General features: G+C 60.3%; 14 protein-coding genes and 1 pseudogene. 5 read left to right on the top strand and 10 right to left on the bottom strand.

Translation table 11 applies throughout. The features are described 5' to 3' along the window. Positions 1-12: 12 nt before the first annotated feature. A complete protein-coding gene (locus APH34_RS12655) occupies positions 13-1305 on the bottom strand; it encodes an MFS transporter (RefSeq protein ID WP_054901365.1) in 1293 nt (430 codons plus the stop codon). Between the two features lie 149 nt (positions 1306-1454). Further along, positions 1455-2834: an APC family permease gene (locus tag APH34_RS12650; RefSeq protein WP_054901364.1), complete on the bottom strand. Its 1380-nt coding sequence runs from the start codon at positions 2832-2834 to the stop codon at positions 1455-1457. A gap of 306 nt (positions 2835-3140) precedes the next feature. Here APH34_RS12650 and APH34_RS12645 point away from each other — a divergent pair, with 306 nt between their 5' ends. After that, on the top strand, positions 3141-4634 hold the full coding sequence (locus tag APH34_RS12645; RefSeq protein WP_054901363.1) for an aldehyde dehydrogenase: 1494 nt from the start codon (positions 3141-3143) through the stop codon (positions 4632-4634). Positions 4635-4640: 6 nt separating this feature from the next. Here APH34_RS12645 and APH34_RS12640 read toward each other — a convergent pair whose 3' ends face one another. After that, positions 4641-5759 (bottom strand): FUSC family protein, encoded by a 1119-nt coding sequence (locus APH34_RS12640; protein ID WP_054901362.1) that lies wholly within the window; start codon positions 5757-5759, stop codon positions 4641-4643. Positions 5760-5882: 123 nt separating this feature from the next. Beyond that, entirely contained in the window at positions 5883-6209 is a 327-nt protein-coding gene (locus tag APH34_RS12635) for a hypothetical protein (RefSeq protein ID WP_054901361.1), read from the bottom strand. Positions 6210-6441: 232 nt separating this feature from the next. On the opposite strand from APH34_RS12635, the gene APH34_RS12630 reads away from it, so the two are divergent. Then, positions 6442-6714 (top strand): PepSY domain-containing protein, encoded by a 273-nt coding sequence (locus APH34_RS12630; protein WP_054901360.1) that lies wholly within the window; start codon positions 6442-6444, stop codon positions 6712-6714. A gap of 63 nt (positions 6715-6777) precedes the next feature. Here the strand turns inward: APH34_RS12630 and APH34_RS29535 are convergent, their stop codons facing one another. Together APH34_RS29535 and APH34_RS12625 are read right to left on the bottom strand one after the other, a co-directional pair. Continuing rightward, the gene (locus APH34_RS29535; protein ID WP_177337028.1) at positions 6778-6948 is read right to left on the bottom strand and encodes a hypothetical protein; all 171 of its coding nucleotides are present in this window, start codon (positions 6946-6948) and stop codon (positions 6778-6780) included. Positions 6949-7080: 132 nt separating this feature from the next. After that, positions 7081-8454 carry an amino acid permease gene (locus APH34_RS12625; protein WP_054901359.1) on the bottom strand — a complete coding sequence of 458 codons (1374 nt, stop codon included), beginning with the start codon at positions 8452-8454 and terminating at the stop codon, positions 7081-7083. A 310-nt stretch (positions 8455-8764) separates the two neighbouring features. Between APH34_RS12625 and APH34_RS12620 the strand changes: the two genes are divergently transcribed. Continuing rightward, positions 8765-9187: a hypothetical protein gene (locus tag APH34_RS12620; RefSeq protein WP_054901465.1), complete on the top strand. Its 423-nt coding sequence runs from the start codon at positions 8765-8767 to the stop codon at positions 9185-9187. Positions 9188-9235: 48 nt separating this feature from the next. Beyond that, a complete protein-coding gene (locus APH34_RS12615; RefSeq protein ID WP_054901464.1) occupies positions 9236-9853 on the top strand; it encodes a dTMP kinase in 618 nt (205 codons plus the stop codon). Positions 9854-9864: 11 nt separating this feature from the next. Here the strand turns inward: APH34_RS12615 and APH34_RS12610 are convergent, their stop codons facing one another. Both APH34_RS12610 and APH34_RS12605 read right to left on the bottom strand, forming a co-directional pair. Continuing rightward, positions 9865-10101 (bottom strand): hypothetical protein, encoded by a 237-nt coding sequence (locus APH34_RS12610; RefSeq protein ID WP_054901358.1) that lies wholly within the window; start codon positions 10099-10101, stop codon positions 9865-9867. 31 nt (positions 10102-10132) lie between these two features. After that, positions 10133-10927: an OBAP family protein gene (locus tag APH34_RS12605; protein WP_054901357.1), complete on the bottom strand. Its 795-nt coding sequence runs from the start codon at positions 10925-10927 to the stop codon at positions 10133-10135. Between the two features lie 326 nt (positions 10928-11253). On the opposite strand from APH34_RS12605, the gene arfB reads away from it, so the two are divergent. Next, a complete protein-coding gene (arfB, locus tag APH34_RS12600) occupies positions 11254-11667 on the top strand; it encodes an alternative ribosome rescue aminoacyl-tRNA hydrolase ArfB (protein ID WP_054901356.1) in 414 nt (137 codons plus the stop codon). 55 nt (positions 11668-11722) lie between these two features. Here arfB and APH34_RS12595 read toward each other — a convergent pair whose 3' ends face one another. Then, a complete protein-coding gene (locus APH34_RS12595) occupies positions 11723-12190 on the bottom strand; it encodes a GAF domain-containing protein (protein WP_054901355.1) in 468 nt (155 codons plus the stop codon). Between the two features lie 424 nt (positions 12191-12614). Then, positions 12615-12935: pseudogene (locus APH34_RS29925) on the bottom strand (IS3 family transposase); the annotation flags it as partial. Positions 12936-12992 lie beyond the last annotated feature (57 nt).

Raw genomic sequence — 12992 nt, 5'->3', positions numbered from 1 at the left:
TCGTGCTCCCGCTCAAGGCATGACAGGTTGCAGGCGACCGCTTGAGCGGCGGTAGAGGAACAGTGTCGCGCACAGCGCGCAAAGCGCCGCGAAGGTCATCCAGTAGCCGGGGGCGGCCTTGTCTGCGGTGTATTGAATCAGGAAGGTCGAAATCGCCGGGGTGAAGCCGCCAAATACTGCGGTGGCCAGGCTATAGGCCAGCGAGAAGCCGGCCACCCGGACCTCGATCGGCATGATTTCGGTCAGCGCAGGAATCATCGCACCGTTGTAAAGGCCGTAGATGAACGACAGCCACAGCAGCACCAGCAACATGTGGCCGAAGCTTGGCGCATTGACCAGGTAGGTGAGTGCCGGGTAAGCGGTCGACAGGGCCAGCAGGGTCATGGCAATCAGGACCGGGCGGCGCCCGATGCGGTCGGACAACGCGCCGCCCAGCGGCAACCAGATGAAGTTCGACACACCCACCAGCAGCGTTACCAGCAGGGCGTCAGCGGTGCTCAGGTGCAGCACGGTCTTGCCGAAGGTTGGGGCATACACGGTGATCAGGTAGAAAGCGGTGGTGGTCAGCGCGACCATCAGCATGCCGGCGAGCACGGTGGTCCAATGTTGCAGCAGGGTGCGGAACACCTCGCGCATGGCTGGGCGATGCTTGCGCGCGGCGTACTCTTCGGACTCTTCCAGGTTGCGGCGCAGCAGGAAGATGAACGGCACGATCATGCAGCCGACGAAGAACGGGATACGCCAGCCCCAATCGGCAATCATGGCGGGCGCCATCCATTGATTCAGGGCATAGCCCAAGGCGGCGGCGACGATGATTGCCACTTGTTGGCTGGCCGACTGCCAGCTGGTGAAAAAGCCTTTGTTGCCGGGCGTGGCGATTTCAGCCAGGTAGACCGAAACGCCCCCTAGTTCGGCACCCGCCGAGAAGCCTTGCAGCAGGCGCCCGAGCAGCACCAGCGCCGGTGCAAGCAGGCCAATGGTGTCGTAGCCGGGGACCAGCACGATCAGGATGGTGCCACTGGCCATGATCGACAACGTGACGATCAGGCCTTTACGCCGGCCTACTTCATCAATGTAGGCACCGAGCAGTACGGCACCCAGCGGGCGCATCAAAAAGCCTGCGCCGAATACGGCGAAGGTCATCATCAAGGACGCGAATTCACTGCTGGCAGGGAAGAACACCGCGGCGATCTGTGTTGCGTAGAAGCCGAAGAGAAAGAAGTCGAACTGCTCGAGGAAGTTACCCGAGGTTACCCGGAAAATCGCACTGGCCCGCGAGCGTCCGGAGGGTGTTGTTGCTGTCATTGCCTGTACTCCACACCGCTTTTGTGACGTGCGCCGGAGGGACACGGCGCACGGTTCTTATTGGGGGAGCATGGTGCGGCAGGGTCATTGATATGATAAGTGCATAGTTCGCATGCATTGATGTGGCGGGCCTATCAATGCAAGGCGGCTTACTCGGCCATCTGCAACTCCGGCAGCTTCACGCGGAACGCACGGGTCAGGCCAAGCAGGCAGACGAACCCCACGCCCATCCAGCACAGGCCGATGGTGAACGACAGGCTCGACAGGCTGGTCCACAGCCAGATCGTGCTCAGAAACCCGAGTGCCGGTACGGCGCCATACAGCAGGCAGTTGCGTGTGCCGCGCAGCCTGCTGTCCACCAGGTAGTGCTTGACCACGGCCAGGTTCACCGCCGAGAACGCGAACAGCGCGCCGAAGCTGATCATGTTGGCAACCGTGTCCAGGGTGATGAACAAGGCGACCAGCGACAGCAGGCTGACCAGCATGATCGCCGCTGCCGGCACACGTTTGGGCGTCACCAGCTGGCCAAACACCTTAGGCAAGGCGCCGTCGCGCCCCATGGCGAACAGTACCCGCGAAACGCTGGCCTGGGAGACCATCGCCGAGGCGAAGCAGCCGGCGACATAAGTGGCGGTGAAGGCCGTTACCAGGAACTCGCCCCCCACCCGACGCATGACATCCACCGATGCGGAGTCCGGGTCGGCAAAACTGGCCCACTCCGGGAAAACCAGCTGGGCGAAGTACGACACCAGCAGAAACAGCAGCCCACCGATTACCGACACCGCCAGGATTGCCATGGGTATCCGCGAGGTCGGGTTGGTGGTTTCTTCCGCCATTGTAGAGACCGCGTCGAAACCCAGGAACGACAGGCACAGGACGGCGGCGCCGGTCATGATCAGCGGTACGCTGAACCCGTCATGATGGAACGGCGCGAGCAGTGAAACCGGCGCGGGCTGCGTGGTCAGGTTGCGCACCGACAAGGCAACGAAGACGACGATGAACAGCAATTGCACCACCACCAGGATCCAGTTGACCCGGGTGATGGACTCGATGCCGATCAAGTTCAGAAACGTCACCAGGGCAATCGACCCGGCGACCCACACCCAGGCATGCACCGCAGGGAAGTACTCGGACATGTAGATGCCGATCAGCAGGTAGCTGAGCAGCGGCAGGAAGATGTAGTCGAGCAACAGCGTCCACCCCGCAATGAAGCCGAAGTGGCTGCCGAAGGCCTTGCGGGTATAGGTGTAGACGGAGCCGGAGTAAGGGTGCGCCTGCACCATGCGGCCATAGCTGTAGGCGGTCAGCAGCATCGCGGCGAGGGTCAGCATATAGGCGGTGGGCAGGTGGCCCTTGGTCATCTGGGTGACCAGCCCATAGGTGGTGAAGACGGCCAACGGGACCATGTACGCAAGGCCGAAAAGCACCAGCGCGGTCATGCTCATGGATTTTCGGAAGCGGCCAGGTGCAGCGCTGTGTCCGGTGGTGTGAGGGGCAAGGGCAGGGGCTGTATTTGTTGTTGTATGCATTGCTAACTCCTGAAAGGGGATGCAGGGCGCCGCAGTACGCGAGCGGGCTCGATACTGGTTAGGGAGTTGTTCAGGGGCAGGGCCTGGAGGTGGGGCGGGTCGAATGCTCCCATACTCCGGGGGCGGTCGAAATCACCCTTTCGGGGGAGCTTGACGCCCAGGTCCCACGGGGCCTGGTGCCTATCCAGGGCTAATTTTTTCCTCGCCAGAAGGCAGGAAAAAGCTCGTTTCGCCACCCGCCCGGCTACGACAAGAATGCCAGCCAGACAACAACAACGGACCGCAGAACGGTCGTCAGGAGTGTGCATGAACGATCTTCAATACTGGCAGCAGCGTGCGGCAGGTCTCGGCTTGCCGGACAAGGCCCTGATCGGCGGCCGCCAGGTCAGTGCAACCGATGGTGCGACGTTCGATGCCATCAACCCGGCCACCAACCAGGTGCTGGCCCGCGTTGCTTGCTGCGGCCAGGCGCAGGTCGACCTGGCCGTGAGCGTGGCGCGCAAGGCGTTCGAGCAGGGGCCCTGGCCGCGAATGGCCCCGGCCGAGCGCAAGAAGGTGCTGCAGCGCCTGGCCGAGCTGATCATCGCCCACCGCGAGGAGCTCGCCTTGCTGGACACGCTGAACATGGGCAAGCCGATCATGGATGCCTACAACATCGACGTGCCAGGCTCGGCCCATGTGTTTGCCTGGTATGGCGAGGCGCTCGACAAGCTCTACGATCAGGTGGCGCCGACTGCCGGCAATGTCCTGGCTACCATCACCCGCGAGGCCCTGGGGGTGATCGCCGCGGTGGTGCCTTGGAACTTCCCCCTCGACATGGCCGCCTGGAAGCTCGCCCCGGCGCTTGCAGCCGGCAACAGCGTGGTGCTCAAGCCCGCCGAGCAGTCACCGTTCTCGGCATTGCGCCTGGCCGAACTGGCGCTGGAAGCCGGGCTGCCCGAGGGTGTGCTCAACGTGGTGCCAGGGCTTGGCGAAACCGCTGGCCGCGCCTTGGGGTTGCACCCCGATGTCGATTGCCTGGTGTTCACCGGCTCCACGCAGGTGGGCAAGTACTTCATGCAGTACTCGGCGCAGTCCAACCTCAAGCAGGTATGGCTGGAGTGCGGCGGTAAAAGTCCGAACCTGGTGTTCGCCGACTGCCAGGACCTGGACCTGGCCGCGGAAAAGGCGGCGTTCGGTATCTTCTTCAACCAGGGCGAGGTGTGCTCTGCCAACGCCCGGCTGTATGTGCAGCGCTCGATCCATGATGAGTTCCTCGAGCGCCTGCAAGCCAAGGCGCGCCACTGGCGGCCGGGCAATCCGCTGGACCCGGCCAGCCGTGCGGGCGCGATTGTCGATGCCGAGCAGACCGGCCGGGTCGCTCGTGCCATCGCCCAGGCGCAAGCGCAAGGTGCACACCTGGTTTGCGGCGGGCAACGGCTGACGATTGGTGGCTCCGACAACTTCATCGAACCGACGATTTTTGCCGACGTGGGCGCCGAGATGAGCCTGGCCCGTGAGGAAGTGTTCGGCCCCGTGTTGGCCGTGAGTGCGTTCGATAGCGAGGCGCAGGCCATCAGCCTGGCCAATGACAGCATTTACGGCCTGGCGGCCTCGGTCTGGAGCGATGACCTCAACCGTGCCCACCGCGTTGCCCGTGCACTGAAGGCCGGTACGGTGTCGGTGAATACTGTGGATGCGCTGGATGTGACAGTGCCTTTCGGAGGTGGCAAGCAGTCAGGCTTTGGGCGGGACCTGTCCCTGCATTCGTTCGACAAGTATTCGCACCTGAAGACCACGTGGTTCCAGTTGCGCGGCTGACCTGGGCTAATCGGCTACAGTGCGCTGGCGGACCAACAGGTTCGCCAGCCGTACCAGGCCAATCAGCACGAACCCGGCAACGATGCCCTCCAGGCGTACGATGCCAGGCTCGGGGCTTACATTGAGGTAAGCGTCCGGGACCATCACCACCAGGTACACCAGCGAAAACTGCGTCCCTGCATAAGCAAAGGAGCGGTTGCTGTTCTCGATGTGCCTGCCCAGCATCACCCCGATACTCATCATCACGGTCATGGCGAGCCAGTTCGAACCCATCAACCACAAGGCGATACCCGCGCAGGCAGCCCCGGCGGCGCAGCCCACCAGGCGGTGGATATTGCGCAGGGTGACAGCCTTGCCGCCAGCCGCCAGCGCCGCAGGTGGCACCATCATGACCGCCATGACGGTGATCGCGGCCTGACTCAGGCCATCAACCCCGAGCCACCGCCCCAGCAGCGGGATCAGCGCCAAGGCAACGCCGGCCTCTACCACGTGCATTACCATCCTGGCGTCGACCTTGACCGGGTCGCCGGGCGTTGCAGGTTGTGTGGGTACGGTGCCGCGTGGTAACGCGCGGCGCACGGTCTGCCCTGAAAGCAGCGCGACGAACCAGCAGGCGACCGTCCCGCACGCCACTTCCTCGACCCGCGTCCTGGCAAAATACAGCACGGTATCGGTGTTGTCGGTACCCAAGGAGGCCAGTGCGACCATGGCGAAGGTCAGGCCGGTAAACAGCCACGCATAGCCATGGGTGTAGCGAATGGCGCAGAACAGGGTGCAAGCACCCACCAGGCCGATCACCGGGCCAAGCCAATGGCCCGCGAGCCCCACCTGCGTGGCCAGCACGGCTGCTGCCATGGCCCCGGCGGCGGTACCGATGATCCTGAGCCCGCCGCGATAGACACTGTCGTGCAGGCTAGAGCGCATGACCATGTAACCGCTGAAGGCCGCCCAACCGACGTTCTCCACCCTCAGGTAATGCGCCATGGCGATGGCCAGTAACACTGAGAGCAGTGTCTCGGCTTCATCCAGCAAACGCTGGGGCAAGCGTTCTGGCGCGACGAATTCCGAACGGATGCCCAGGCAGAAATTCGCCAGGCTATGCCAGGGTGAGCGTTGATCGAACATGAAAAATGCAGGCCCCCTTCGACGGCGCGGCGCGCCAGGCGTTGGGGACAGGATAGGCGAGGGTGGGGGGGTATAACCAGCGTGCCAGAGCGGCATGGCCGCCCTGGCACTGTTCATGGCGTATCAGCGTTGGTCGTCCGGCTTCTGAGTGCCTCCTCGCTGGCCCTGACCACCCATGCTGCCAGGTTCGGACGTTTCATCGGCGTCTTGGCCCATGTTGCCTTCATCGGTCCTCTGGCCGCCTTTCTGCCCAGCGTCCGAGGAACGCTGCCAGTCCTTGTTGCGTTGGTCATCTGGCATCTTGCCGCCTTTTTGTCCGCCTTGCTCGGCGTCGGCGCCACGCCCCGGGTCACCGGCGACATTGCCCCCCGCTGGCTGCCCACCGGTCTGGCCCTGGTTGCTGCTGGCGCTGCCTCCCTGATTCGCGCCCCTGTCTTGATTGTTAGCCATGATCGTTTACCTCATGTCGAACACAGGATGCTCTGTGTTCAGTTGTGACACAGCGCACAGTCTGCCCTCTGCAAAGAATTTCAGCTTTCCGGACGAGACGCTTTAAGGAACCTCGGCCCAATATTTAGCAGGGAGGCATCTGTTACCACTGCGATGGTTGAAAGCCGGCTGAACTGCAGCGGCGGTGCTTGGGTCACAACTTCACATTGTGTCCATAAAAGGAAGGTAATCAATGAAAGCGATGACTCGACTGTTCACTGGCCTGGCACTGGCAGGTGCCTTGGGTACTTCCTCTGCTTGGGCCGACCAGCCTGGCGCAGACTGGAAGGTAACCAAGGACCAGGCCGAAGCGGCACTCAAAGGCGCCGGTTACACCCAGATCACCAAGATCGAGGCCGATGACGGCCATTGGGAGGGTGAAGGCCTGAAAGCGGACGGCAAGCGTTACGAATTCCACGTCGACCCGCAAAGCGGTGCCATTACCAAGGATGAACTGGACAATTGAGCCAAGCCAGCACAGGCCGGGCTAGCCCTGGCCTGTGCCAACCCTGGTTGAGTCAGGGGTAGGCTAGGCCAGGAACTCCGGCTCGCGGGGCGCGGGTACGGCAGCATCCTTACGGATGTCGATATAAACGGCGGCGCCACACAGGCCAACCAGCCCGATACTGGCAATGACGATGTTGCCCAGCAGCGTACCGGCGATCAGGATCAACAAGCTAAGCCGGCAAAAAAGTGTCATGGCCGCCTCCGTGGCAGATGGTGCGAGATGACACCTACCATAGCGCCCAAGGGCGGTGGGTGCAGCTTTGTCATGGCGGTGTGGCACTCTTTCCATCTGCTTTGGCCGAACGAGCGTCTTGTGTGGCTGGCGCTAGCCTGCATAGCCCACCGACTTCTCCCCCAATCGACTGCGCATCACGAAATACGCGGCGACCACAACCAGTGCTGTGACGGTGGTGAACCAGAACTGGAACCGCGATGCCGGATCGAACGCTTGGGTAACGATCACCCCCAGCAGTGCCAGCAAGGCAACGAGATTGGCATACGGGAAAAACCACGCCCGGAAGGCTGTCGGATCAACCGCTTCATGCCGGGTTTTCCAGCGCATGGCGAAGTGGGCGATGATGATGAAGATCCACACGATCATCACGAATGTTCCGCTGCTTTTGGCCAGGGTCATGAACAAGTCGCCGCCACTGACAAAGTGTACCGTCAGAATCAACAAGCAAATGCTCAGGCTGAGCAACAGCGCATTGAGCGGCACACCTTTGGACGTGGTGCGCGAGAACAGCTTTGGCGCATGCCCACGTTGGCTGAGTGAAAACAGCATGCGTGAGTTGGAGAACATGAACGAGTTCATCACCGACATGAACGAGATGAACAGCACGATCTTCATCGCCACCGCGGCGCCACTGAACCCAGCCAGGCTGAACAGCGAAACATACGGGGAGGCCAGGTTGTCCGTGTCCGTCCAGGGCAGGCAAAGGATCAGAATCGAGACGGAACCGACGTAAAACAGCATCACCCGCACAATCACACTCTTGATGGCGCGAATGACGTTCTTGCGAGGGTTTTCCGACTCACCGGCCGCAACGGCGGCAATTTCGCTGCCACCCAACGAGAAGATCACCACGACGACGCCCGCCATCACGGGCGACAGCCCGTTGGGCATGAACCCGTCGTGAGCGGTCAGGTTGACCCAACCAGGGGAGGGGATGTCACTGTGCATGCCGAGCAGGATCGAGATGCCCAGCGCCATGAAGATGACGATGGTGGCAACCTTCATCGCCGCCAGCCAATACTCCATTTCCGCAAAGGATTTGACCGAATAGGCGTTGCTCGCCATCAAGGTCACCAGCATGAAGAAGGCGCCGGCCCAGATCGGCAGCCACGGCAGAAAATCATGCAGGATGGCGCCCAGCAGCACGGCTTCCAGGGTAATGGTCATCATCGACTTGAACCAGTACAGCCAGCCGACGGCAAAGCCCGCCCAGTCCCCCAGGTAGGTATTGGCGTAGGTTGAAAACGAGCCTGCATCTGGGTTGCGGCAGGCCATCTCGCCCAGCATGAACATCACCAGGGTGACCACCAGGCCGCCGATGAAGTACGACAGGATTGCCGCAGGCCCGGCAGCGGCGATCAATTTGCCGGAGCCCATGAAAAGCCCTGCACCGATCACACCACCTAGGGCAATCATGGTGATATGCCGTTGTTTCAGGCTTTGCTTGAGACTGTTGGATTGCATTTCCTTGTTCTCTCTTATTATTGGGAGGAGTTGGCAACGGTTGCGCCGCATGCGTTGACTCAACGCCGGCAGCACCTGTCGCCCCCCACACAGGCATCGTCATGTGCCTGGGTCCACGCCCTGTAGCCTTTTTTCAGGCAATGGCTATCAGGGTGGCAACCATGGACAAAGTGGGCGTGCATCTCAAACGAATTCTGCGCACAACATCCTGCTTTTTTTTCCTGAGGGCGGTGTTGCAATCGCGTAGGGCCTGACAGTGTTATGTTTTGCCAAGGCTACGCTTTACGTAGTAATGCATAGGGCATCGATCATGCGCCGGATAGTGTTGTCAGTCGTCGCCAGCGTCCTGGCGGCGTGCCAGTCGCCATTGCCAGCCGCCGATCCAGGGATGGCCTGGGTCGATCTGTCCATACCGTTCCCCAACGACAGGGTGCTGATGGCTGAGCGGCTGGACCAGCAACGGCTGAGTGATGGGCGTTTTTTTCAGGTCACCCCTGGCAGGCATGAGCTGATTGTCAGGTTCGACTACGACGCCACCGGCGGCGGTGGGATGAGCATCATGGGCGGGCTGTCCGTGCGGGAGTGCTACTTGACGGTGAATTACGATCATTTTGCGGCGGGGCAACGTTATGTGCTTCAGGCGCGGTCGATCGCGTTGACGCCCGAAGCGCGCTTGTATGATGCGAGGGGTGAAATCGTGGCGCAGGTCAGTGAGTTTTATTGCTTGATGTAAGGATGGGGTAGAGTGGTCAGCACTGCCTATTCCACGCGTTGCCTGAAAATGAATCGTCCGCTGTTTGTGTCACTAGATGGGCCCAAAGGGGCTGGCAAAACCACGCTGTTGGAGGCCGTCACCCAAGCATTGAGGGCAGACAACAGGAAGGTGATCCGCCTGAGCGAGAGTAAAAGCGATCCTTTCAGGGGGGATACCATGGCGCTGGTCAATGCGCTGGCGCGCCACCCCTCTCGCGAATTGGAAGTGCAAGTCTGTGAACGCTTCGCTGACAGCCGCCATTGGATTTCCCAGCAAGTGCTGCCTAAGCAGCCGCCGGACAGCATCATCCTGATTGACCGCTGGTACCCGTCTGAAGCCGCCTTTCGCCGGATCGTTCCGTTTACGCAGATTCTCCAGTTGAACCTGTCGCGTAACGTGCGGGTGCCAGACCTGCACGTCGGTGTTGTCACCGACCCTGAGATTTCATGGGCGAGGGCAACGGCACGCCGGCGGGGGTTGAGCAGTACGGTGATGTTCAGGCTTGAAGAACAGGTAGCGTCTACCCAGGCGTTCGAGCAGGCGGTTGCGGAGCAGGGGTGGTGTTTATGCCGCAATGAAGGAACGATTGAAGCCGCGACGATGCAGGTGGTTTGCGAGATCTATAGCGTGCTTGGACGCGCCTGATAAGACCATGGCTAGCGACCGCCGCCTTGGTGAATCCACGCCGCATAGGCCGTTTTCAAGGGTTGGGGGAGGGAAGACCGATCTTGCGCCAACCCTGCCTGGCTTTCCCGGCCTCGCACCCACTCGGTTAGCCAGGCGAGCAGTAAAAGACGCGTAACCGGGCACGGTGCTACTTGGCGTTCGAGTTCATCGGCGATCTGGTCGAGCACCTTGAGGTCCTCGTCGAGCTGAGTAATCTGATCTGTCATGCGGTTACTCTCCACTGATTACTGAGATGTGTCATTCGCTCGCACGGCTGTTGGTCGTCGTCGGCGTCGCGCGAGCGGGACGATGCAGATGTGAGCCTGTTGGGTCTTCGAGTTGGATGATATTGCCCCGTTGCCAGCCATCGGCATCGGGATCGGCCGCGGGTTTTCGAATGTCGGCCCGCTGAGCTTTGGTTTTGGCTGGATCTATTCCCAGGCGCCGGTTGCGTTGCTCAACCATCTTCGGGTCTGCCTGGCCGTCGGCAGTGAAGCCCATCATCAACTGCGGAACACCCACCGGGAGCGTCTTGTCCTGGTCGGTATGCCAGGTGTGCCATGTTTTACCGTAGGTATGTGCCAGTCGCTGCATGAGCGAATGTTCGGCAGGCGCAGGAATCCCTGGGGCAACCAACTGGCCGGAAGAAACCTCATACCCATGGCTATGCCACATCGCCTTTTCCTTGATCGGCAACCCAGCAAACAGTTTCTCGTCGATGATGTATTCAATGCCCATGATCTTCGCATCCTTTGTATTGCCGTCGAAGATGACGCATTGGATAACATCTTCATTGAGGATGGAGCAGTAGTGATGAGCCTCCATCTGCACGTCGGGATGACCGTTGTAGAAGTGGAAACCATCCAGGTACGCGTTGATGGCGTCAATGGGAGGCTTGACCTGCAGCGCCGCTGCGCCGGCTTCCAGCAGCTGGGTAGTCGCCGACGCTGGCCTGCCGGGCGTCTCGACCGGTGAGTTGGTGTCAGCGGCAGTGCAAGCCCACAGCAGGCTGCAGGCTAGCGGAAGGGATAGGGATGGCAGGAACTGTCGCATGAGAAAGGCTCTGGCTGGTGTCCTTAGAGGACAACCCCAGGCTTGCAAGCAGACAGTCCAGCAGACGAATGGCCTGGCGAAGCAAGAAATGCGGGCAAAAGAAAGCCCGCTGCTAGGCGGGCAAGGTCTATCACGTAGGGATAGCTTGAATTTCTCTCAGACGGCGTGAAAATTGAGTGAAAGAAAAGTCCCAACATCGTGAACACCTGGCGCAGGAACGCACCTCGAGCAATGTTACCTGGTAGCCTGCGGACAAGAAATTGTGTGTTGTTCTATGGGAGAGCAGCGGAGCCTGTGATAATGCGGGTGATTACAAGGGCCATGTCATGCTGAGCATCTCCAATAACGTGCATCTGCCGGATGCCGACATCGAACTAACCTACATTCGCGCTCAAGGCGCGGGTGGGCAGAATGTCAACAAGGTGTCCAGCGCCGTGCACCTGCGCTTCGACATCCAGGCCTCATCGCTGCCCGAGTTTTACAAGGAGCGGCTGTTGGCGCTGCGTGACAGCCGTATCACTGGCGACGGCGTGTTGATCATCAAGGGCCAGCAGTACCGTACCCAGGAGCAGAACCGTGCTGATGTACTGGCGCGTCTTGCCGAGTTGATCATCACTGCCGGCAAGACCCAGAAAAAACGCCACCCAACCAAGCCAACCCTCGGCTCGAAGACCCGCCGCCTCGAAGGAAAAGCCAGGCGCAGCACCGTGAAGGCGGGGCGGGGCAAGGTGGAGTTTTAGTGCAGGTGGAGGAGCGTTGTTGGCAAGCCTCTGCCTAGGTTTCGCCCTACCGGGATTATTTGGACTCCAGCGCCAACAGTGCTTCAACCTTCTTGCGCAACCCATCCAGAGCGGCCTGTTCTTCGGCGGTATATTCCTTGGCCTCTTCGTGCAAAGCGCACACGGTGCCATACACCTCACCATCCGGCCCGCGTACCGGATAGCCCAGATAGTTGCTCAAGCCGAACTCCACTTCATCTTCATTGCCCGCCCAGTCCGCTTCCAGGCGGGAGTCTTTGACATAGAGCGGCTGGTCGGTATCCACCACGCGTTCACAATACAGCGCCTGGCCGTTGTGGGCCAAAGTGCTTTTCTTGCCCTCGGCACCAATGGGATAGGTGTCTTCATGACGCCCACCCGAAGCCAAAACCTGCATGTGCTGGGGCAGAGAACGCATGACAAGGATAGAGCTCACACCGAGTTGCAAGGCCAACTCATCAATTTCCTGACGTAACGATTCAAAAAGCGAAGTGGATTTGGCCACAGTAAAGATCCGAACGTTTAGTTGAAAAAACCAGACTATAGGGCGCAGGGTCGTGAATTCTAAATACCCGATGAGCATTAGGATAGAAGGGATTAGTGGTCTCCTGCGGTGCGCTGCGCTGCCTGTAGTGGTCTATCCGCCACACCTTCCTGACTTGGCCGGACGCATACCTAGTAATGCCACCATCGCCTGAATGAGCATTGCAGGGTTGGGACCTCCTGAGCAGTGGAGCAGAATGTCTTCGGACAAGGCAAGGCAGTTGTCTCCGGTAGCGTATGTACTGGTCAACTAATCCCGGACACTGCGTTAAGTTTTTCCTCGGCCACAGCGGGCGCCAGCCCGCTGTTAAATTGATGTGGCCGTTGCCAGTTGTAACGCTGCATCAAAAACCGGCCGATATCCTGCTGTGCTAACGAAGCGCTTTCATTTCGTTCATCAGCTTGCGCACCTTGAATCGCCCAATCTCTATGCCGTCCGTGCGCATCATGAGCATGATGCTTCGGCTGCCCGCCGCGCTGCGGCTTTGAGTGAACAGCTCATTCACGGAGCTGCGTAAAACCAACCACTCAACGTCCAGAGATCGGCGCTTGCGGCAATGCGCGTAATAGCAAGACCGGGTGACTTCAAATACCGAGCACAACAGATCAACAGGCTCTTCAGAACGAAGTTGATCAACTAACGCGAACGCTCGTGTTCATCGGCCATCAAGAGCGCGGTGGCCTTTTTTAAGAGTAAGCGTCCGGCGAACTCACCTTCCGAACTTCAGCTTTAAGGGCTTTGTGTGTCCACGTATTTTCAAGCG

The organism is Pseudomonas sp. NBRC 111131 (assembly GCF_001320525.1).
GTDB classification, from domain to species: domain Bacteria; phylum Pseudomonadota; class Gammaproteobacteria; order Pseudomonadales; family Pseudomonadaceae; genus Aquipseudomonas; species Aquipseudomonas ceruminis.
Note: the sequence above shows the minus strand (reverse complement) of the source record. Positions and strands in the feature narration are given on the sequence as shown.

Coding starts and splice junctions, on each gene's coding strand:
- APH34_RS12605 (WP_054901357.1), bottom strand. CDS start 10,927: ATGCGACAGTTCCTGCCATCCCTATCCCTTCCGCTAGCCTGCAGCCTG.
- APH34_RS12610 (WP_054901358.1), bottom strand. CDS start 10,101: ATGACAGATCAGATTACTCAGCTCGACGAGGACCTCAAGGTGCTCGAC.
- APH34_RS12615 (WP_054901464.1), top strand. CDS start 9,236: ATGAATCGTCCGCTGTTTGTGTCACTAGATGGGCCCAAAGGGGCTGGC.
- APH34_RS12625 (WP_054901359.1), bottom strand. CDS start 8,454: ATGCAATCCAACAGTCTCAAGCAAAGCCTGAAACAACGGCATATCACC.
- APH34_RS12640 (WP_054901362.1), bottom strand. CDS start 5,759: ATGTTCGATCAACGCTCACCCTGGCATAGCCTGGCGAATTTCTGCCTG.
- APH34_RS12655 (WP_054901365.1), bottom strand. CDS start 1,305: ATGACAGCAACAACACCCTCCGGACGCTCGCGGGCCAGTGCGATTTTC.
- arfB (WP_054901356.1), top strand. CDS start 11,254: ATGCTGAGCATCTCCAATAACGTGCATCTGCCGGATGCCGACATCGAA.
- APH34_RS12630 (WP_054901360.1), top strand. CDS start 6,442: ATGAAAGCGATGACTCGACTGTTCACTGGCCTGGCACTGGCAGGTGCC.
- APH34_RS12620 (WP_054901465.1), top strand. CDS start 8,765: ATGCGCCGGATAGTGTTGTCAGTCGTCGCCAGCGTCCTGGCGGCGTGC.
- APH34_RS12645 (WP_054901363.1), top strand. CDS start 3,141: ATGAACGATCTTCAATACTGGCAGCAGCGTGCGGCAGGTCTCGGCTTG.
- APH34_RS29535 (WP_177337028.1), bottom strand. CDS start 6,948: ATGACACTTTTTTGCCGGCTTAGCTTGTTGATCCTGATCGCCGGTACG.
- APH34_RS12650 (WP_054901364.1), bottom strand. CDS start 2,834: ATGCATACAACAACAAATACAGCCCCTGCCCTTGCCCCTCACACCACC.
- APH34_RS12635 (WP_054901361.1), bottom strand. CDS start 6,209: ATGGCTAACAATCAAGACAGGGGCGCGAATCAGGGAGGCAGCGCCAGC.